Source organism: Paenibacillus mesophilus (assembly GCF_005938385.1).
In the GTDB taxonomy this organism is placed as follows: Bacteria; Bacillota; Bacilli; order Paenibacillales; family NBRC-103111; genus Paenibacillus_AB; species Paenibacillus_AB mesophilus.
In genome coordinates this window covers 321,584-340,980 of the sequence record NZ_VCRA01000005.1, presented here as the reverse complement: position 1 = coordinate 340,980, position 19,397 = coordinate 321,584, and the positions used below count along the sequence as shown (strand labels likewise).

18 protein-coding genes are annotated in these 19,397 nt (G+C 54.6%); 9 read left to right on the top strand and 9 right to left on the bottom strand.

The window, feature by feature from the left end:
- The first annotated feature begins 41 nt into the window (after positions 1 to 41).
- The 7 genes from FE783_RS11520 (at position 42) to FE783_RS37480 (ending at position 8,187) form a co-directional block, all read left to right on the top strand.
- The gene (locus FE783_RS11520) at positions 42 to 878 is read left to right on the top strand and encodes a class I fructose-bisphosphate aldolase (RefSeq protein ID WP_138879495.1); all 837 of its coding nucleotides are present in this window, start codon (positions 42 to 44) and stop codon (positions 876 to 878) included.
- A 5-nt stretch (positions 879 to 883) separates the two neighbouring features.
- Entirely contained in the window at positions 884 to 2,074 is a 1,191-nt protein-coding gene (locus FE783_RS11515; protein ID WP_138879494.1) for a Gfo/Idh/MocA family protein, read from the top strand.
- The gene (locus tag FE783_RS11510) at positions 2,043 to 3,287 is read left to right on the top strand and encodes a carbohydrate kinase family protein (RefSeq protein ID WP_138879493.1); all 1,245 of its coding nucleotides are present in this window, start codon (positions 2,043 to 2,045) and stop codon (positions 3,285 to 3,287) included. The genes FE783_RS11515 and FE783_RS11510 overlap by 32 nt, the downstream gene beginning before the upstream one ends.
- 59 nt (positions 3,288 to 3,346) lie before the next feature.
- A complete protein-coding gene (locus FE783_RS11505) occupies positions 3,347 to 4,108 on the top strand; it encodes a DeoR/GlpR family DNA-binding transcription regulator (protein ID WP_138879492.1) in 762 nt (253 codons plus the stop codon).
- 212 nt (positions 4,109 to 4,320) lie between these two features.
- The gene (locus FE783_RS11500; RefSeq protein WP_138879491.1) at positions 4,321 to 6,273 is read left to right on the top strand and encodes an ATP-dependent DNA helicase; all 1,953 of its coding nucleotides are present in this window, start codon (positions 4,321 to 4,323) and stop codon (positions 6,271 to 6,273) included.
- A 90-nt stretch (positions 6,274 to 6,363) separates the two neighbouring features.
- On the top strand, positions 6,364 to 7,056 hold the full coding sequence (locus FE783_RS11495; protein WP_158301747.1) for an HAD family hydrolase: 693 nt from the start codon (positions 6,364 to 6,366) through the stop codon (positions 7,054 to 7,056).
- Between the two features lie 186 nt (positions 7,057 to 7,242).
- Positions 7,243 to 8,187 (top strand): GNAT family N-acetyltransferase, encoded by a 945-nt coding sequence (locus FE783_RS37480; protein ID WP_158301746.1) that lies wholly within the window; start codon positions 7,243 to 7,245, stop codon positions 8,185 to 8,187.
- Between the two features lie 40 nt (positions 8,188 to 8,227).
- Here FE783_RS37480 and gluQRS read toward each other — a convergent pair whose 3' ends face one another.
- The 5 genes from gluQRS to FE783_RS11465 form a co-directional block, all read right to left on the bottom strand.
- Positions 8,228 to 9,187 (bottom strand): tRNA glutamyl-Q(34) synthetase GluQRS, encoded by a 960-nt coding sequence (gluQRS, locus tag FE783_RS11485; RefSeq protein ID WP_420799726.1) that lies wholly within the window; start codon positions 9,185 to 9,187, stop codon positions 8,228 to 8,230.
- 243 nt (positions 9,188 to 9,430) lie between these two features.
- Positions 9,431 to 9,871 (bottom strand): hypothetical protein, encoded by a 441-nt coding sequence (locus FE783_RS11480; protein ID WP_138879489.1) that lies wholly within the window; start codon positions 9,869 to 9,871, stop codon positions 9,431 to 9,433.
- A gap of 22 nt (positions 9,872 to 9,893) precedes the next feature.
- A complete protein-coding gene (locus FE783_RS11475) occupies positions 9,894 to 12,116 on the bottom strand; it encodes an MMPL family transporter (RefSeq protein ID WP_138879488.1) in 2,223 nt (740 codons plus the stop codon).
- Between the two features lie 71 nt (positions 12,117 to 12,187).
- On the bottom strand, positions 12,188 to 13,564 hold the full coding sequence (locus FE783_RS11470; RefSeq protein ID WP_138879487.1) for a sensor histidine kinase: 1,377 nt from the start codon (positions 13,562 to 13,564) through the stop codon (positions 12,188 to 12,190).
- Positions 13,561 to 14,241, bottom strand: a complete 681-nt coding sequence (locus tag FE783_RS11465; protein WP_138879486.1) for a response regulator transcription factor — start codon at positions 14,239 to 14,241, stop codon at positions 13,561 to 13,563. Before FE783_RS11465 ends, FE783_RS11470 begins: the two co-directional genes overlap by 4 nt.
- A gap of 163 nt (positions 14,242 to 14,404) precedes the next feature.
- Here FE783_RS11465 and FE783_RS11460 point away from each other — a divergent pair, with 163 nt between their 5' ends.
- The gene (locus tag FE783_RS11460) at positions 14,405 to 15,187 is read left to right on the top strand and encodes an endonuclease/exonuclease/phosphatase family protein (protein ID WP_158301745.1); all 783 of its coding nucleotides are present in this window, start codon (positions 14,405 to 14,407) and stop codon (positions 15,185 to 15,187) included.
- Between the two features lies 1 nt (position 15,188).
- Here the strand turns inward: FE783_RS11460 and FE783_RS11455 are convergent, their stop codons facing one another.
- The 3 genes from FE783_RS11455 to FE783_RS11445 form a co-directional block, all read right to left on the bottom strand.
- Positions 15,189 to 16,172, bottom strand: a complete 984-nt coding sequence (locus FE783_RS11455) for a cation diffusion facilitator family transporter (protein ID WP_138879484.1) — start codon at positions 16,170 to 16,172, stop codon at positions 15,189 to 15,191.
- Positions 16,173 to 16,234: 62 nt separating this feature from the next.
- Complete coding sequence (locus FE783_RS11450; protein ID WP_138879483.1) at positions 16,235 to 17,119, bottom strand: AraC family transcriptional regulator; 885 nt, start codon at positions 17,117 to 17,119, stop codon at positions 16,235 to 16,237.
- Positions 17,120 to 17,308: 189 nt separating this feature from the next.
- Positions 17,309 to 17,779 (bottom strand): C40 family peptidase, encoded by a 471-nt coding sequence (locus FE783_RS11445; protein WP_420799731.1) that lies wholly within the window; start codon positions 17,777 to 17,779, stop codon positions 17,309 to 17,311.
- 378 nt (positions 17,780 to 18,157) lie between these two features.
- Here FE783_RS11445 and FE783_RS11440 point away from each other — a divergent pair, with 378 nt between their 5' ends.
- Entirely contained in the window at positions 18,158 to 18,826 is a 669-nt protein-coding gene (locus FE783_RS11440; protein WP_238402992.1) for a phosphatase PAP2 family protein, read from the top strand.
- A 179-nt stretch (positions 18,827 to 19,005) separates the two neighbouring features.
- Here the strand turns inward: FE783_RS11440 and FE783_RS11435 are convergent, their stop codons facing one another.
- Positions 19,006 to 19,386 carry a spore germination protein GerPE gene (locus tag FE783_RS11435; protein ID WP_158301744.1) on the bottom strand — a complete coding sequence of 127 codons (381 nt, stop codon included), beginning with the start codon at positions 19,384 to 19,386 and terminating at the stop codon, positions 19,006 to 19,008.
- Between the last annotated feature and the right edge of the window lie 11 nt (positions 19,387 to 19,397).

Genomic DNA, 19,397 nt, shown 5'->3' with positions numbered 1-19,397 from the left:
ACATTTCGTTTTGTTGCAAAATAACCCGAGGAGGAATACATATGTCCATTACACCCAGAATGAATCGTTTGTTCGGCTCGGACGGCAAATGCTTCGACGTGGCGATCGATCACGGCTTTTTTAACGAGGTATCGTTCCTGAGCGGAATTGAGAATATGAAGCAAGCGATCGAGACGATCGTCCGGGCCGATCCGGATGCAATCCAGCTCAGTCCGGGGCAGGCGGCACTTCTGCAGAATATTCCGGGCAAGACAAAGCCGTCGCTCGTTCTGCGTACCGATGTCGCGAACATTTACGGCAAGTCGCTTCCGTCCCATTTATTCAGCCATCTGATCCACAGCCCGGTCGAGCAGGCGGTTGCTCTGGATGCGGCTTGCGTCGTCGTCAACCTGCTGCTGCTGCCGAACCAGCCGGAATTGTACCATCAGTGCGTGGAGAACGTATGCAGACTGAAGCCGGAATGCGAACGATACGGTATGCCGCTAATGGTGGAGCCGCTTGTCATGCTGCCGAACGAAACGCATGGCGGTTACATGGTGGACGGGGATTTGAACAAAATCGTTCCGCTCGTCCGCCAAGCCGTCGAACTCGGCGCCGACATTATCAAGGCCGATCCGTGCGATCATCTTGAAGAGTATCACAAAGTTATCGAAGCGGCTTCGGGCAAGCCGGTGCTCCCTCGCGGAGGCGGCCGGGCACCGGACGAGACGATTCTTTCCCGAACGTATGAACTGATGCAGCAGGGCGCCGCCGGAATCGTATACGGCCGCAATGTCATCCAACACTCGCATCCGGACCGCATGACCCGGGCTTTTATGGCGATCGTCCACGACGGGGCTACTGTAGAACAAGCTATGGCGATGCTGAAGGGAGAGTGACGATCATGGCAAGAAAAATAATTCGGTTCGGCGTAATCGGGTGCGGCTTGATGGGCAAGGAGTTTGCAAGCGCAGCCGCACGCTGGTGCCATCTGCAGGGAGTCGACTTCGAGCCGCGGATTACGGCGGTTTGCGATGCGAATCCGTCCGCAGCCGAATGGTTCAAGGAGTTCGTACCGAGCGTGACGAAGTCGACCACCGATTACCGCGAGCTGCTCGCCGATCCCGATATCGATGCGGTATACTGCGCGGTTCCTCACAACCTGCATGCGGATTTATATATCGATATTATTCGCGCCGGAAAGCATCTGCTCGGCGAGAAGCCTTTCGGAATCGACAAGGCTGCCAATGAACGGATCATGGAAGAAATCGCGAACCATCCCGAAGTGCTCGTTCGCTGCTCGTCGGAGTTCCCATTCTTTCCCGGAGCTTATCGGATCGGTCAATGGGTCAGGGAAGGGCGGTTCGGCAAAATTATCGAAGTGGAAGCCGGCTTCTGGCACAGCAGCGATCTCGATCCGCTGAAGCCGATCAACTGGAAGCGGCGCATCGCCACGAACGGCGAGTATGGCTGCATGGGAGATTTGGGCATGCACGTGCTGCACTTGCCGCTTCGTTTCGGCTGGCAGCCGAACAGCGTTCGCGCGCTGCTGCAGAAAACTGTGGACGTGCGTCCCGACGGCAAAGGCGGCAACGTTCCTTGCGAGACTTGGGACAATGCGATTCTCGCTTGCGACGTGAAACAAGCCGGCCAGTCGTTCCCTATGGTGCTGTCCATGAAGAGGATCGCTCCCGGCCATTCCAATACTTGGTTTATCCGCATTAACGGTACGGAGCTTTCAGCCGAATATACGACCAAAAATCCGAAGGAAATCCGCTCCCTGCCTTACAAGCCGGGAGGAGAACAAGCGTGGCATACGCTCGACGTTCCGTATCAATCGGCCTATACGACGATCACCGGAGGCATTTTCGAATTCGGGTTTTCCGATTCGATTTTGCAAATGTGGGCGGCATTCTGCGACGAGATCGTCCATCGCGGGCAAATGAAGCAGCCTTTGTATTGCGCGACGCCGGAGGAGGCTGCCGGAAGCCATAAGCTGTTTACGGCCGCCTTGGAATCGGATCGCACCGGACAGACGGTGCATATCGGCGGGAGGGATTCGCTTGAAGCATCCGCAAGACAGGCCGGAGCATGACCGCCCGCCTTCGAACGTCCCGGACGAAGCGGACGTTATCGTCGCGGGGCACATTTGCCTGGACCTTATCCCGGACTTGGGCCATGCGGGATTAGCCGCGATCACCGTTCCGGGAGCATTGGTTAATGTAGGCGGTGCGGTTCTCTCTACCGGCGGGACTGTCGCCAACTCCGGCTTGGCGCTCCATCGTCTCGGAATCGCGACGAAGTTGATGGGCAAGGTCGGGGACGATCCGTTCGGCCGGCTTATCCTGGACGCGCTGAGGGGTCATGGTTCCGGCATGGCCGACGGGATGATCGTAAGTGCCGGGGAGCAAAGCTCGTACAGCATAGTCATCAGTCCGCGCGGGGCCGACCGGATTTTCCTGCATTGTCCCGGCACGAATGACACGTTTCAAGCGAGTGACGTATCGGATGAGTCGCTTGCGGGAGCCAAGCTGCTTCATTTCGGATATCCGCCGCTCATGAAGGACATGTATTCGAATGACGGGCGGGAGCTGGAGAAGCTGCTTGCAAGAGCGAAGGCGAAAGGGCTGACCGTCTCTCTCGACATGTCGCGACCCGATCCGGACTCGCCCGCGGGGCAAGTCGATTGGCGCTCCATCCTGAAGCGCGTTCTCCCATACGTCGACCTGTACTTGCCGAGCTGGGAAGAGACGGTGTTCATGCTGGGTGCAAACGGCACCGGCTTCGGAACCGGCGCGGGTGCTCACACGGACTTAAACACGCAAACTTTGGCGCTCATGGCCGGACAGCTTCTGGATATGGGGGCTGCGGTGGTCGGCATCAAAATAGGGGAGGAGGGGCTGTACGTCCGCACGACCGGTCGAGCCGATCGGTTGCGGCAATTCGGCGCGGCCGTGCCGAAATCACTCACCGATTGGGAAGGGAGAGAACTGCTCGTCCCTTGCTTCGAGGCGACGGTGGCGGGTACTACAGGCGCAGGCGACAGCACGATTGCCGGCTTTTTGTGCGGGCTTCTGCACGGGCTGCCGCTTGAAGAAACGATGACGGCCGCCGTCGCGGTCGGAGCGTGCAGCGTGGAAGCGTTGGATGCGACCAGCGGAATCGTACCGTGGCCAGCCGTCGTCCGCCGGATTGAACAAGGGTGGCGCCGCCGTACTCCAGCATTGCCGATGGAAGGCTGGGCGACCGGGACAAACGGCGGCTGCTGGATCGGTCCATATGACAAACATCGATCAAATCCGGTATAATGTCGTATAAACGAACATTGACGATCCGAGCGGATCGATGACGGAGTGAAGAAGCGGGAATGCGTCTTAATTTAAACGAACGGCAAAATGAAATATGGAACACGATTCAACGAGAGGGCGAAGTGAAGATCGGCGATCTGAAGGACCGCTACGCCGTCACGGATATGACGATCCGCCGAGACTTGGAGAAGCTGGAATCGCTCGGCCTCGTAAGACGCACGTTCGGCGGCGCCATTCCCGTTACGCTGGACGTATCGCTCAAGGAACGCGACACCGTATTGACCGACGAGAAAATACGGATCGGCAGAGCGGCCGCCGAGCTTGTTCAACCGAACCAGGCGATCTTCATCGACGGGGGCACGACGACGCTGCAGGTTGCCAAGCATATACGCCCGGACAGCTCGGTAACTATTGTTACGAACGCATTGAACGTAGCCGCGGTGCTGATGGATAAAGGCATTCATACGATCGTGGCGGGCGGCATGCTGCTGGAGAAGACCGGCTCCATGGTAGGGCCGATCGCGATCGAGGCGCTCAGCACGATGGCTTTCGATCAAGCGTTTCTCGGCGCGACTGGAATTACGGCCCAACACGGCTTCAGCAACTCCAATTCGTTCGAGGCGGAGCTGAAAAGGCATGCGATGCGCCGGTCCGGGCAGGTAAACATCGTGTCCGACGCCAGCAAATTCGGGGAACGGTTTCTGCACTCGTTCGCGGGCTTTAAAGACGTTCACCGAATCATTACGGATCGTGAAGCCCCTTCGTCCATCCGAGCGGCGGCCGAAGACGAAGGCATGCAAATCGTCGTGGCGCCGGAATAATCCGACCGGAACCTCCATGACCGTTGATAAGCGGCAATGGGGGGATATGAGTAATTACGAAAAAGACAAGAGGTGCGGCGAAAACCGCGCTCTTGTCTTTGTTTGTTTATAATTATACCACAAAATGGGAGGACAAAACAGACTGGCTGTATTCCCTTTTTCGGTGTAGACTGTTCAGAGTCGGCGACGATTCGATTGGAGGTATCCCTCGCATGAAGAAATACCCTTTTGATTACGATCCATCTCAGCCATTCATGAAGCAAGTCGGCAATTGGGTTGCGGATGTATTCTACGAGCTGCTGCCCGAGCACGGATTCGAAATTCGCGATGAGCAAATTTATATGGCTTTTCAACTGGAGCGGGCATTTCAGGAGAAATGCACTCTGTTCGCGGAGGCGGGAGTGGGCACGGGCAAGACGCTCGTATATTTGTTGTACTCGATCTGTTACGCCCGCCATATGCGCAAGCCCGTTATCGTCGCTTGCGCGAACGAATCGTTGATCGAGCAGCTGGTTAAGCCGGAAGGGGACATCGCGAAGCTGTCCCGCTATCTCGGCCTGGATATAGATGCAAGGCTGGGCAAGTCGCCGGACCAATTCGTCTGCTTGGTGAAGCTGGACGACGCGAGATATGGCGATGCAGACACGGAACTGTATGAGGAGCTTTACGAAAGCTTGCCCGCATTCGTTCGAACGCGGGAAGGGCTGCAGTCGTTCCATGCCTATGGCGACCGGAAGCATTATCCGCAGTTGAACGACGAGCAATGGAACAAAATCGGCTGGGACCCTTATCGGGATTGCTTCGTCTGCGACAAGCGGCATCGCTGTGGAATGACGCTGTCCCGCGACTACTACCGGAAATCGTCCGATATTATCGTCTGCTCCCACGATTTCTACATGGAGCACGTATGGACGTATGAAGGAAGAAAACGGGAAGGGCAGCTGCCGCTGCTCCCCGATCACAGCGCGGTTATTTTCGATGAAGGGCATTTGTTGGAATTCGCCGCCCAGAAAGCGTTGGCTTACCGGCTTATGCAGCCCGTATTCGAAGAGCAGATCACCAGGCTGCTTCAAGGTCAAATTCGGGAGGAGCTGGCCGAACTCATCGACCAAGCGATCGTGCAAAGCGAGACATTGTTTGACGTGCTGAAGCGGCAGAGCAGCCCCGTTCCCGGTTCCGATCGGATGGAAATTCGGTTGGATGAACGGCTGCGTGAGGAGGTGCACACGTTCCGGGCGCTGCTGGAGGCGATAGACGAGGAGCTTGTTTTCGAGAGCGGGCTTTACTCGCTGAACGAATATCAGCAGCGTATCGTGGAAGAGCATCTGGAGATGATGCAGAAGGCTCTCGGCTTGTTTGAGCGGTCGGATGCGTTGATATGCTGGACGGAAAACAACGAAAACGGCTTCTCGCTTGCGATCATGCCCAGAACCGTCAAGGAAGTGATGCGGGAGCGCGTGTTCAGCGCGGGCAAGCCGATTATTTTCTCGTCCGCGACGTTATCGGTAGACGGTGAGTTCCGGTATATTGCGGACAGTCTCGGAATCGGATCGCATTCGTCTTTCTCGGTCGCCTCGCCGTACGATTACGGGAATCGGATGAAGGTCGTCGCGCCCGGTCCGTACGCGGGAAATGCGATCGCGGATAAAATGAAATACGCCGTTCATGGCATACAGCGGACCGGAGGAAGAGCATTGCTCCTGTTTCCGGCTTTCGAACAACTGCTGCGTTTTAAAGCGGACGTATCCGGCTATCCGGAATTGGCCGGATACCGCATCTTGTTCGAAGGCGACGGCGAGATCAGCCATCTAATCGCAGCATTCCAAGCCGATGAGCAGAGCGTCTTATGCTCGGTCAGCTTATGGGAAGGGTTGGACGTTCCGGGTCCGTCCTTATCGAATGTGATCGTCTGGTCGCTGCCTTTTCCTCCGCAGGACCCGGTCTTTATGGCGAAGCGGCGGCATTCGGCCGATCCCTATGCCGAGGTCGATTTGCCGTACATGCTGCTCCGTCTCCGTCAAGGGATGGGGCGGTTGATTCGCGGTCACGACGATTCCGGCATCGTGATGCTGTTGTGCGAGCAGCTGCAGGAGCGGCCCGAGCTGCAGAAGCAAGTCGCAGCGCTGCTTCCCGAAGGCGTGGAAGTGGAACGTTTGATCGATTAGGCAGGAGCCGCCTTTTTGCCACAAAATGTACATTTGTCGCCCTGCCGGCCGTTTGGGATAATGAAATTGACAAATTCAGGAGGTGTTTGCATGCCGGTCACGAAAGCGGTACTTTTCGACTTGTTCGAGACGCTGATTTCCGAATATGCCGGAGGCGTCCGCAAAGCGAGCCGATCGAACAAAGGCAATGCCGAAAGGCTTGGCTTATCGCACGACGTATACCGCCGGGAATGGGGAGCCGCGCACGAGAAGCGGATGACGGGACAATTCGCCGATTATTTCGCGGTCATGAGACATCTTCTGAAAGGACAGCAGGTGAAAGTGGACGATCGGGTCGTCAAGGAGCTGTACGAAGAGCGGGTATTGGAGAAGAAGGCGGCTTTTCAAGGCATCGATCCCGAAGTGATCGAGCTGCTGCGGCGGCTCAAGCAGGAAGGCGTGAAGCTCGGGCTGGTCAGCAACTGTACGGAGGAAGAGGTGCATGCCTGGCCGGATTGCGGGCTCGCGCCTTATTTCGACGAAGTTTTGTTCTCGTATCAGGCGGGCTTCGCCAAACCGGACCGTTCGATTTACAATCTTGCTTGCGATCGTTTGGGCGTGAAGGCGGAAGAGTGCGTTTTCATCGGCGACGGCGGGTCCGACGAGTTGAATGGAGCGACACGTGCCGGGATGAAGGCTTATCATGCCGTATGGTATTTGCCCCTGGAGATGCGGGACAAGATAACCGGGCATCCGAAGCTGGAGCGGCCGCTGCAAGCGATGGAAGAGATACGTCGTAGTTAGTTCCCGCTGCGAGTATGAAATTAGGCAGCTTTGCGAGAGCAAGCCCGAATGGCTCTGCATCATATCGATGCGGGGCCTTTTGCATGCTTTTACAGATATGATTGTTCTCGAATGTTGGGGCGATATTCAACGATGCGAACATATGTGCTATAATGGAGCAATATAGTTTAAATGGAGAGTGAAGCCATGGAGCAAATCGGGGTTCAATCGTTAGTGTTGGGTATACCGGTGCCGGAGCAGGATTATGACCGGGCCATCGATTGGTATGTGGACGTTCTGGGCTGTAAGCTGGTCTGGAAAAGCGGGATCGCGCAAGTCCGACTGCCGAGCGGGCAAAGGCTGCTGATTTTCTCGCCGGACGACGACTCGGAGAGCATCTGGTTCGTCGGCGACTACAAGGCGCATCCCCACTACTCCGTACAGTTCGTGACCACGGACATCCGCAAGCTTCGCCATCGGTTGATCGAGAGCGGCGTAAAGGCGGGAGAAGTGCTTAGAGGCGGAGGCGGAGGGTGGGACATGATGTTCCACGACCCGTTCGGCAACCGCTACTGGGCGATCGAAGATCCGAAGCCCGGAGCGTATCCGGCTGCACTGCGCGACAAGGCGGGCAGAAAGTCGTCGTTCGTGGAAGAAATCGTCGGCACGGAGCGGATTCGGCTTAGACTGACCGAACAAGCGGATCTGGAATTCGTTCTGAGAGCGGAGCGCGACGCCGATAACAGAACGTATATCGGTCAATGGTCCAAGGAGCAGCACACCGACGCGATTCAAAGTCCCGGCTTCGCTCATCTCATTATCGTTGACCGTCTGACGGAAGAGAGGATCGGATATGCGATCTTGAACGGATTGCAGCCGCAATCGCATTCGATCGAGTTGAAGAGACTGGTCATCGTTCCGAAGAGGAAGGGCTACGGAAGGGAAGCGCTGCGCGTCATAAAGAAAATGGCTTTCGACGATTGGAACGCACGGCGTCTATGGCTGGATGTTCGAACCGAGAACGTGGATGCGGAACGGCTGTACGCATCGGTAGGATTCCAATCGGAAGGCGTTCTGCGGGATTGCGATATCGCGGACGGCCGTTTCGTGTCGATGCGGATTATGTCGATGCTGAGGAACGAGTACTTGTAATCAAGTTCGATCCATAGTTTCGTTTGCGGGAAGCGCCGCTTCATCGGTCAAGCTCCCGCAGCGCCTCCTCCGTAACGGTGACGGTTTGTTTGCTCACATTCGACAAGTCGAATACGGGGATGAGCTCGGACGCTTTCATCGGCTCGGGACGATCCGTCAATCCGCTCCAGTACGCGAGCCAGCCGACAACCGTTTCCGGATTCGTACCGGACGTACGCATCGTCGCGAGCATAATGCCGTCGTCCCGTTTGGCCAGCCTTCGTCCGTCGGGTCCGAAAAGGAGCGGTACGTGGGCGAAATGGGGAGACGGCAGACCGAGCGCTTCGTACAGCGAGATTTGTCGCGGAGTCGAATCCATCAAATCCGATCCCCGCAGCACGTCGGTTATCCCCATAGCGGCATCGTCGATCACGACGGCTAGCTGATAACCGAATATTCCGTCCGCGCGCTTCACTACGAAATCGCCTCCGGCGCCTGCGTCGAAGAGCTGTTCTCCCAGTAAGGCGTCGACGAATCGTACCGGACGGTCGGGCATCGCGAATCGCATTGACGGTGTTTTGACTGCGGCTTTGACGGCCTGTTCTTCCGGCGTCCGGTGCCGGCAAGTACCGGGATAAGCCGGTCCTTCGGAAGAAAGACCGTGCGGGGCACTGGCGATTGCGGACAGCTCGGCACGGCTGCAGTAGCAGGGATAGAGCCAGCCGTTGCGGATTAATCGCTGTACCGCTTCATCGTACAAATGTTCACGCATGCTCTGCACATAAGGGCCGTATGGCCCTCCGACGTCCGGGCCTTCGTCCCAGTTGAGTCCGAGCCAGCGCAGGTCATCGATCATTTGAACCGCCAATTCGGGCCTGGAACGGGGCTTGTCGATATCCTCCATCCGCAGGATGAAAGCTCCGCCGGCGGATCGTATTTGCAGCCATGCGAGCAAGGCGGTACGGGCATTGCCGATATGCAGTTTGCCGGAAGGGGTAGGAGCGAAACGTCCTCGTCTCAAGCCGATCATCGCCTTATGTTTGGTGTATATACAAAAATAAGATGCTCGCGCATCCCGGTAACATGGTTTCCTATTATACAAGACCGTACATCCTAACTCCAACAACGCGATGAGACAAGGTATATTTTACCACGGGCTTTCCAATGCATGCAACAGTTGACAATAAGGTTCGCGGGCCCGGTTAACGGAAACGGGCAGCATCGTGCAAGCCGACACTACCCGCAGTTCCATTCAGGGACAGTACTAGATTTTTAGGCTGACTAGGAGCACCATACTTACGATCAGGACCATAAAACCAGCCGAAGCAGTCAAATATCCGGACAAGGCTACGGGCCGGCCTTCGGCGGCACCCAGCCGTTTTCTTGCTTTCCTGCCCAATAGGCCGGTCAGCACGAGGGCGAGCAAAATGATCGTACCCCCGCCCTTCTCCATCAGATCGAGCCAGAGTGGTTTATCCGGACCGATGCCCATCTTGACGATCATGAACACTCCGCTAAGAAGTACGACGACAGCGGCAGGATGAGCGAGCATGCCGAAGATGCGGATAATCCGGCTCGCCAGCGCATTCGATTCCGCGGCACCTGGCTGTTTTCTCAATAACGGAACCACGATAACTACGGCTAATAAAGCTCCGAGCCATACCATCAAGCCTGTAAGATGCAAAAATAACATGAAACCGAACATAGATCGTTGACCTCCATTTCTTTTACTCCCGGTTCATTGAGATGAACGATTGGTATTGCGGGCTTCCGTCCCGTTTCCCGATCAGGGTCATGATCGAGGGAAGCAGCATGCCTCTGACAAGGAACGTATCCAACAAGATGCCCAGTGCCATGATGATACCGAATAAGAAAAGCTCCTGAAGCGGTTGGGTAATGAGCACGCAGAAGGTGGCCGCGAGTATGATGCCGGCCGATGAAATGACGCCTCCCGTCAAGGAGACACCGCGGCTCACCGCTTCTTTCCACGGATAGTACCCGGACTCTTCCCGGATTCGGGAAACGAGCATAATGTTATAGTCGACCCCGAGCGCGATCAGGAACACAAACGTATACACCGGGAGACGATAGCTGATCGAATCGAAGCCGAGCACATGATGAAACAGCATCCAGCCGAAGCCGAGCGTCGCCGTGTACGATAGCAGCATCGTCGCCATCATCGTTATCGCCATCAAGACGGACCGGGCTTGGAATGCCAGCATGATTCCGATAAGTACCGTAATCAGCGAGAAGGTGACGATTGTATCCCGTTGATTCATGGTTCGGACATCGAGCTGCTCTGGCGTTTGTCCGGCGAAATGCAAAGATTCATGCAGAGGATCGAAGCCGCTCTCCCGCAGCATCGTCTCGCTGCCGGAACGCCATTTGTCCAACAAATCCAAGGAGGCTTGGTCGTAAGGATTTTGCTGTAAAGTCACTTGAAGCTTCACGGCGAGCTTTTGTTCCGACAAGAAGTTTCGGGGCAGAACCGCATTCGCCGCCGACAGCTGCGGAGTCATTTCCGGAGTTATCGAGTATACCCCGCCTTGCTTCTTGATGGATTCGGTCAAAGCGGACAACTTCCCTACGAATGCCGGATCAAGAGCTATATCCCGATCCGTCTTCAGGATGACCGATACCGGCGCCAGCTGCCCTTGCGGGAAACGCTCCTCCAAAATGTCGAACCCTTGGCGGGACGAGATGTTGTCCGGAAATGATTTCAACAAATTGAACGAATACCGCATCGTCCCGACGTTCAAAGAGCCTGCGACTAGCAAAAGGAGGAGGGCGCCTGCCGTAACGCCCGGTTTTTTCGTTACGAATGCGCCGACTTTGGTCCAGAAGCCGGACGGCTCCACCGTTCGATCCTGGAGCTTCGGAACGAAAGGCCAGAAAACTTTACGCCCGAACAAGGCAAACAACGCAGGAATCAGCGTCAGCCCGCCCAGCATAATGACGACCATCGCAACGGAAAAGACCGGGGCGAAGTGGTGGTAAGGCTTGAAAACCGCCGCGAACAAAGTGAGCATCGCGATAAGCACCGTTCCGCCGCTGAACAGAATCGGTTCCGCCACTTGGGAGAGGGCCGCCTTCATCGCATCGTACGGCGAGCCGATTTTCTTCAGCTCTTCCCGGTAGCGGGCCAATACGAAGAGGCAATAATCCGTCAGCACGGCGAATAGCAGGATCATCATGATGGAAAGGGCCTGTTTGTCAACGACAAACCATCCGTTTTTGGCGGCCAAGCCCAAAATGCGGTCCGTAACCTGATACACCATGCCCGATATGACAAGCGGGATAACGGCGAGAAGGGGGGAACGGTAAATGATGACGAGAATGACCAGAATGAGGCCGATCGTCGCGAACATTAAGACGAGGTCCGCGTTTCTGAACAGGGTGATCGTATCTGCGGCGATGGCGGCCGGTCCGGTCATTTCAAACTGCATATTGCCGAGCCCCGCTTGTTCCGTATAGGTCCGAATCTGCTGCAGCGTCTCGTGCATATGATCGGATGCCAGATCCTTCTCCAGCGCGGCATTCAGGATGAGCGTTGTCCGGTCTGCGGAAAACATTTTGTCTTGTACCGACGGGGCGAGCTGATGGAAGGGCATTGCGCTTGCCACATGCGCCGGCTTCTTGTCGGAAGACAGCCATTTGCTGATCTCCTCGATCTTCGCGCGCTCATCCGCTGTAATGGGGTTTTGTCCGTGAAACACGAGCAGCACCGGCAGCCCGTCGTTGGACGGGAACTGTTCCTCCGCAATTTGCCTCGCCAAGGCGGAAGGCGTATCGTCATGGATGCTTCCTTCGCCGCTGCTTACGGCATATTTTTTGGCACCCGGCGCTATTGCGCTTATGACGACGATGACAAGCAGCCAACCGACCAGCGTCAGCTTGGCCCCTTTCGGACTTCCGACGAAGCGGGCCAATCGGCTTAGAGCTCGACTCATGATTGTAAACCTCCTGTCCTGTTTCTCTTGCGATTGTAGGACAGGAATGTGAATGGACGATGAACGGAACATTACAGATGAGGCAAACGTACCGTAAACTCCGATCCTTTGCCGGCTTCGCTTCGGACTGCGATCGTTCCGCCGTGCAGCTCTACGATTTTTTTGGCGATAGCGAGCCCGAGCCCGCTTCCCGAATGAGTTCGGCTTCTAGCTTTGTCCGCTTTATAGAACCTGTCGAATATGTACGGCAGCTCCGAGGCGGGTATCCCGATGCCGGTATCCTTGATCGTTACAGCTATGTCGCGCTCCACCGCAATCGAGATCGATATGGTGCCCCCGGGCCGGGAGAACTTGATGCTGTTCGTAATCAGATTGAGCCATACTTGCACGAGCAGCTGCGGATCGGCATGAATGACGATTTCAGGCAAATCCGGTTCGACCGACAGCCCTTTCTCCATCCATTGCCATTCCGTCACGATCAAACTGTTCCGCAGTTGTTCGTCAAGCCGATAAGATGTACGCTTCATCACACTTGCTTCCTTGTCCAAGGCGGCGAGCGTCAGAAGCTGCTTGCTTAGAGCCGACAAACGGCTGCTCTCCTCCGCGATAATGCGAATGTACCGCTCTTGCTCTTCGGGTGTCGCCTCTTGATCGACAATCGACTGGGCGAACCCGTGAATGGACGTAAGCGGGGATTGGATTTCGTGAGAAACGTTGGCGACGAATTCCTGTCTCATGTCATCCAGCCGCTTCAGCGATTGGGCCATCAGCGCAAAATGCCGGGCCAAATTCCCGATCTCGTCCTGCCTGGATACATCCATCTCGATATCGTAATCCCCTCCGACGATTTTGTTCGTCGCGGCCGTCAGCTGCTGGACCGGTTTTACGATGTACCGCGTAAGGATGACGATCAGCACGATGCTGATCAAGAAGGTGACTCCGAGGAGCAGCGCCAACAGAATACGGACTTCCCCGATTTGCTGCTCCAAATTCGGACGTACGAACAATGCATAAGCTTGCCCCTGTACGTTCAGCGGAAGTCCGACGCTGTTGCGGATACTGTTCTCGAAAATGCCGGTTACTTTCAGGAAATGACGCTGCTCCATAATTCCGTTATAGATCCCGCCCTTCAGTACGGAGCGGATATGTTCGGGATCGATCTGCACATGCTTGAAGGGAGCGCCGTAAAAGGTACCCTCCAGCCGTTCGTTCACCATGTAGATCTGGAACCCCATACTGCCGATCGACGTCAAGTAACGGTCCAAATCAAGATTGGGGTTTAGCTCGTACAGCCCCCTGATTTCTTTTCCGATATTCATAATCTTTTTATCGTTATAAGCCTGTAATTTGTTCAAATAATAAACATTGGATAGTAACAACGCCAAAATGCTGCTGACCATGGCGATTACGATAAAAGTCACGACGATGCGGATGTACAGCGATTTCATGACCCGCGTACCTCAAGCTTATATCCAAGCCCCCGGATCGTTGTAATGACGAAGTCGTCGGACCTGTCGGCGAAGCGTTCCCGCAGCCGTTTGATATGTACATCGATCGTACGGCTGCCGCCTTCGTAATCCGCCCCCCATATGAGCCGGATCAGCTGCTCTCTTGTAAAAATGCGCCCCGGATTGGCGGCCAGCTGGGCCAGCAATTCGAATTCCTTCAGCGGAATGACGATCGATTCTCCGCCGATTTTCACCTCATAGCTTTTGCGGTCGATAAGCGTATCGTTCAAGCGGATTTCCTCGGAAGACACCATTTGATACCGTCTTAATAAGGCCCGAACGCGGAACAACAGCTCTTTCGGCTCGAACGGTTTGACCAAGTAGTCGTCCGTCCCCGAATGGAACCCTTTCTCTTTATCTTCGATCTCGCCCTTGGCCGTCAGCATCATGACGGGAATGTCATAATGCTCTCTAATTTCCCGGCAAAGCTCGAGGCCGTCTTTGGCAGGCATCATCACGTCCACAACCGCCAAATGAATAAGTTCGTTCTCCATGATGCGCGAAGCTTGTCCGCCGTCTTCCGCTTCAAATACGACATAGCCTTCTTTCTTGAAAATAAAACGAAGCAGCTCCCGGATATGGGGATCGTCGTCCGCGATCAACAAATGAATTCTCAACTGGAACACACCTTCTATTCGAATCTGGATTTTGCATCGTACGATCTTTCTATATTAGCAAAAAACAATTGCGAAGAGAAAAGAAGGAAACGAGCGTTGCAATGCGAATGTGTACTTCTGACTTATCGGCATGGATCGTTGGAACACGAGGAGGGGTCTGCAAATGAAGTTAGACGGTAAACCGGTTCCGCATAGTCCGATCGTTAAAGTGATGAGCTATAACGTCCACTCCGGGATCGGAATGGACGGACGATACGACATGGACCGGCTAGCATCGGTGATAGGGGAGTCCGGCGCCGATATTGTCGGCCTTCAAGAGGTGGACGTATATTGGGGAGGCCGCAGTCATCATGAGGACATGGTGGGAGAGCTTGCCGCCAAGCTGGGGATGCATACTTTTTTTGCCCCGATATATGAGCTCGACGCGACAACGGAAGGGGAGCCGGCCAGACAATTCGGAGTCGCGCTGCTGAGCCGGTTCCCGGTTATTCAAGCGATAAATCATAACATGACCCGGTTATCGACGCAGGAAAAGATTCCGGAGCCGAGACCGTTTCCCGGATTAGCCGAAGTCCGGCTGAACGTTGACGGATATACGTTGACTATCTATGTAACTCATTTGGACTACCGGACGGACCCGGCCATCCGCTTGATGCAAGTAGGAGAGCTGCTGGACATTGCCGGGTCGGAACCTGTCCGGAAACTGATCGTGGGCGACTTCAACGCCCGGCCGGATGCGCCGGAGCTGCTACCTCTGTTTGCCGTTTTCCCCGATACGTGGGCCGAGGTCCGGCGTGTACCGGGATACACATTCCCAGCCGATGTCCCGGACCGGAAGATCGATTATATTTTGGCAGGCAGCGGATTCGAGGTCGTTCGTACGGACGTTGTGGACACCGGCGCTTCCGATCATCGGCCTTTGATTGCCGAGTTGCGCATTTGTTAGTCTAATTTCGCGGCGAAGAACTCCAATTTATGACACCATTATCTTCAATGATGCCTAATGTCACATCCGCTATATCGGAGTCTACCAACAGCTTGTCCCGAACCCGGAACTTGATATCGTCCGCGACAGCTAATGTCAATCCGGTCCGCAGCTCGATGTAGGCTTCTACATGATAGAAACGTCCTTCTTGGACGATCCGCATTTTGTTGATATCGGTTACGTCCGGATCGGCAAAAATGATCGCCGCGATTCTCTCTTCGACTTCGATCGGAGCGGCCACGCCGATCAATCCGACCATATTGTCGTAGCCGACCCGGAATGCGACTCCCACCATAAGAAGCCCGATCAGGAGCGCGCATATTCCGTCCATGATACTTACACCGGCAATGGCGGTGGCGACAACCGTTATGATGGCCAGCAACGCTCCGGATGTGGCTACCAAATCTTCATAGAAGACGAGGCGCGTCGGCGGAGCGGCCCGTTTTACATGAAGGAAAGCGGCCTTCACGACGGCAAGTCCTTTCGCTTTCGCACGGGTCTCGCGTACGATCTCTTTCATTGCTTTAAACAAAATAATGCCGTCGATGAGCAGCGAAACGGTCAGGACGATGAAATTGAGCCAAAATCCGTGGGATTCCGCGGGATGCCGGATGAGGTGAAGCCCTTCCTTGATCGTCTCATAGGCCATGATCGAGACGACGATGACGGCAACCATGCAGAAAATGTTGATCAGCCGGCCGAAGCCGGTAGGGAATCGTTTCGTCGGTTTGCGCTCGGATAAAATGCTGCCTGCGTATACGAATCCTTGATTGACCGCGTCGGCGATCGAGTGCATCGTGGATGCGAACATCGTACCGCTGCCCGTTATGAAAGCCGCGATGCCCTTGATGATCGCGATACAGACGTTGCCTAGAGCGGCCGCGCCGGATGAGGCGTTGCCTCTCTTAAGCATGCTGAACAAAGATTGTTTGCTGTCGGATTCCATCGGATAATACCCTCCATAGAGAAGCATACGCCCGCAACCGTTGGCCTCATGCTTCTGAATAATTAAGATAAAGATGACAACGCTTTTTTCTTGTACCGGTACGGGGAAGTGCCAGTTTTTTTACGGAACAGCGTATGGAAAAATTTTAAATCTTTGTATCCGACCTGCAAGGCGACGTCCCTCACGGTTATGGACGAGCTTTGAAGCAGCTCGCAGCTTTTGGCGATGCGCACATTTTGGATATATTCGGTACACGATTGCCCGGTCGTCCGCTTGAACATCCTTTGCAGGTAGCTTGCGCTAACCGGAATGAGGGAGGCGAGCCGCTCCAGCGTAATCGCTTCGGAATAATGCTCGGCGATATAATCGAATACCGGCTCAAGCCGGAGTGGAGACAAGGAGCTCTTCGACTCCGAGCCGACGAAGCCGGCATCGTAACGGTGCAGTGTCACGAGCAGTTGAAGCAGCAGGCTGCACACCATCGCTTCATAGCCGGGCATCCGCAGCGTATATTCCTGGATCATGCTCTCCAGTGTCCGATGGCATTCGTTGTTTCTGTCTTCGAAATGCCGGTATGTATGAGTCTCCCCGGACAGCAGGAGCTCAGGGCGAAAAGGCAGCGGCTGAACGTCTGCAAGACGGGGAAGCAGCTCCTGACTGAACAAACAGTTGTAAACGATCAGCTCATGATCCGGATTCGTCGACTCGGGACGGTACACATGCCGTGTGCCGATCGGAATGATGAACAAATCTCCGCGTCCTACCTCGAGCCGATTGTCGCCGATATAATGATAGCCTTTGCCTGCCGCCACATAATTAATCTCGATAAAATCGTGGACATGGATCGGAAGCGAGAACAACTCCCGGGAGCGCGAAACGAAAATAGGGAAGTCCGGTTTCCAATAGAAGCTTCCGAACAATGTGAACGGGACGCGTCGATTCGTCATGTCCTACAAGCACATTTCCAAAATGCGGCGGACGTCCTGACGGTCCAGCTTAATGAATTCATGAGGCAGACTCTCCTTTACTTGCCAATCCCATGTATTGACTACAGTATATCAAAAAAAGGATCACTTTATTTTTGGAAAATGCAAAGAAACCCGGATGCCGGATCCGGGTTCGCTATTAGAAATTCATTACTGGATTACGCGACGCGCTGTCGTATAATGCTCATCCCACCAGCCGGAATCGAGATCGGTGATCGTAACGCCCGGATCGCCGTACGTGTGCAGTATTTTGCCGTTGCCGATATAGATCGCCACGTGATGGACAGGGGAGTAGAAGAACACGAGATCGCCCGGCTTCAATTGACTGCGGGGTACGTAAGTGCCTGCCCGGGATTGATCGATAGATCCGCGGGGAATAGAAATTCCGTTTAATTGATACAAATATTGGGTGAAAGACGAGCAGTCGAACGAGCTTGTATTGCCTGTCTTTGATCCGAACTTGTACTTAACGCCCATATACTGTTTGCCTTTGGATATAATATTGCTAGCAACCGACGATTCGGAGCCGGAGTCCGTATCCGAGGCGGTACCCGCGGCTGGTGCCGGTTCGGCGGAATCCGCATTGTTGTCGTTGCCCGTATTCCAGTCGTTGTTCCATATATGGTTCCAGTCGTTGATCCAACCGTAATCCGAAGTGTAGTCCTGCGTTGTGGCGGCATGGGCAGAAGGAGAGTTCAGAAACATACTTCCGCCAATAAAGACGGTAAAACTCAATCCTGCAGTCAGGATTGCTTGTCCGATTCGTTTATTTACGGCAGTTTTTTTCATGGCTTCCTCCTTGAACTATAAAATATTTGGTGTGAGCCATATCGAATGGCCTGCTATTACCTTATCACAAAAAGATCAGACATTATTTGGTTCCGGCCGGGAAACTCCTTGTCGCGCCTACATTTCGCTGCTATAATGAGAAATTCATTAAAATTTCGCGTTATTTTTAACTTGACAACAATTATCGGTGATGCGGAGGAAGCCTTAGCAGTGAACAATGACCTTATAAGCAAGCGCGTAACGCTGGCTGTTGCGGTTAGCTTGGCTTGCGCCATCGGATTCGCGGGCATCGCCTTACTGATCGGTGCGAACAAAATCGCCGCCTTCGACTCACGATTGATCGCTTTCATTCAAGGGCTGGAGAACGAGCCGCTGACGAACGTCATGAAGTTTTTCACGTGGATCGGCACCGGACTTCCCGTGGCTGTCATATCGCTAATAGCCGCCATATTCCTATACACGGTGCTGGGGCATCGCAGAGAGCTTGTCTTGCTGATGATCGTCGTCGTCGGTACCGGTCTGCTGAATTACACGCTCAAAGTATGGTTTCATCGGGATCGTCCGACGATTTACCGGATCGCGGAAGCGAACGGGTTCAGCTTTCCTAGCGGGCATTCGATGCTGGCCTTCAGCTTGTACGGAATAATCGCTTATTTGTTATGGAAGCATATTCCACGGAAAGCCGGACGGATAGCTTTGATCGTTGCCAGCACGTCGTTTATTCTGATGATCGGCATCAGCCGAATTTACTTGGGCGTCCATTATCCGAGCGACGTCATCGGCGGTTACTTGGCCAGCGGCAGCCTGATGTTTGCATTGATCTGGTGTTATGACCGGTATGGTCGCAAATCCGCAGTCGCCTATTCCGCGCAGTCGTAATATTCTGGTGGTATCTGAATGCTCCAGAGGTGGAAACATGGCTGTTGTCAAAGCCAGGTCATTGAGTGAGAGATCGGGACAGACGATTGGCGAGAAGGGAAGTAAACGGAGAGAGGGCTTGGCCGGTCGAATAAGGAAAGGGCGGGAAAAAGCTTGAGCGATCAAGCTTTTTTTTGCCTTTATGAAGGGGAAGCGGGCCTGTGCTGCAGTTGGCGGATATGCTTCGTGCGGCTTTCCGCATCGATCAATTGGTTCGATCCGATCTGCAGAACGGCGGATGTGGAGATGGAAATAATGCTGATGGAATCGACATGGATGAACGAGCTGCGGTTGGCAACGGTGAATTGCACGTCATCTGTCGGTTCCGGCCGCGGAATCGGTCTCGAAAATATGGGGAAAGCTTCAAAAGAACCTTCGTTCGCGTTGAAGTTGGCGATTTGACGCTGAATCGCCAAAGCTTTGGTTCGCGGCTTGACTTCGACGCAATCGCCGACGAAAAATATGGAGCTATATCCGACACTGTATACGTATGCGTTCTTGACGGCCGATGTTCTCGGCATTTCCAATTCCC

Coding starts and splice junctions, on each gene's coding strand:
- FE783_RS11520 (WP_138879495.1), top strand. CDS start 42: ATGTCCATTACACCCAGAATGAATCGTTTGTTCGGCTCGGACGGCAAA.
- FE783_RS11515 (WP_138879494.1), top strand. CDS start 884: ATGGCAAGAAAAATAATTCGGTTCGGCGTAATCGGGTGCGGCTTGATG.
- FE783_RS11505 (WP_138879492.1), top strand. CDS start 3,347: ATGCGTCTTAATTTAAACGAACGGCAAAATGAAATATGGAACACGATT.
- FE783_RS11500 (WP_138879491.1), top strand. CDS start 4,321: ATGAAGAAATACCCTTTTGATTACGATCCATCTCAGCCATTCATGAAG.
- FE783_RS11495 (WP_158301747.1), top strand. CDS start 6,364: ATGCCGGTCACGAAAGCGGTACTTTTCGACTTGTTCGAGACGCTGATT.
- FE783_RS37480 (WP_158301746.1), top strand. CDS start 7,243: ATGGAGCAAATCGGGGTTCAATCGTTAGTGTTGGGTATACCGGTGCCG.
- FE783_RS11480 (WP_138879489.1), bottom strand. CDS start 9,871: ATGTTCGGTTTCATGTTATTTTTGCATCTTACAGGCTTGATGGTATGG.
- FE783_RS11475 (WP_138879488.1), bottom strand. CDS start 12,116: ATGAGTCGAGCTCTAAGCCGATTGGCCCGCTTCGTCGGAAGTCCGAAA.
- FE783_RS11470 (WP_138879487.1), bottom strand. CDS start 13,564: ATGAAATCGCTGTACATCCGCATCGTCGTGACTTTTATCGTAATCGCC.
- FE783_RS11460 (WP_158301745.1), top strand. CDS start 14,405: ATGAAGTTAGACGGTAAACCGGTTCCGCATAGTCCGATCGTTAAAGTG.
- FE783_RS11455 (WP_138879484.1), bottom strand. CDS start 16,172: ATGGAATCCGACAGCAAACAATCTTTGTTCAGCATGCTTAAGAGAGGC.
- FE783_RS11450 (WP_138879483.1), bottom strand. CDS start 17,119: ATGACGAATCGACGCGTCCCGTTCACATTGTTCGGAAGCTTCTATTGG.
- FE783_RS11435 (WP_158301744.1), bottom strand. CDS start 19,386: ATGCCGAGAACATCGGCCGTCAAGAACGCATACGTATACAGTGTCGGA.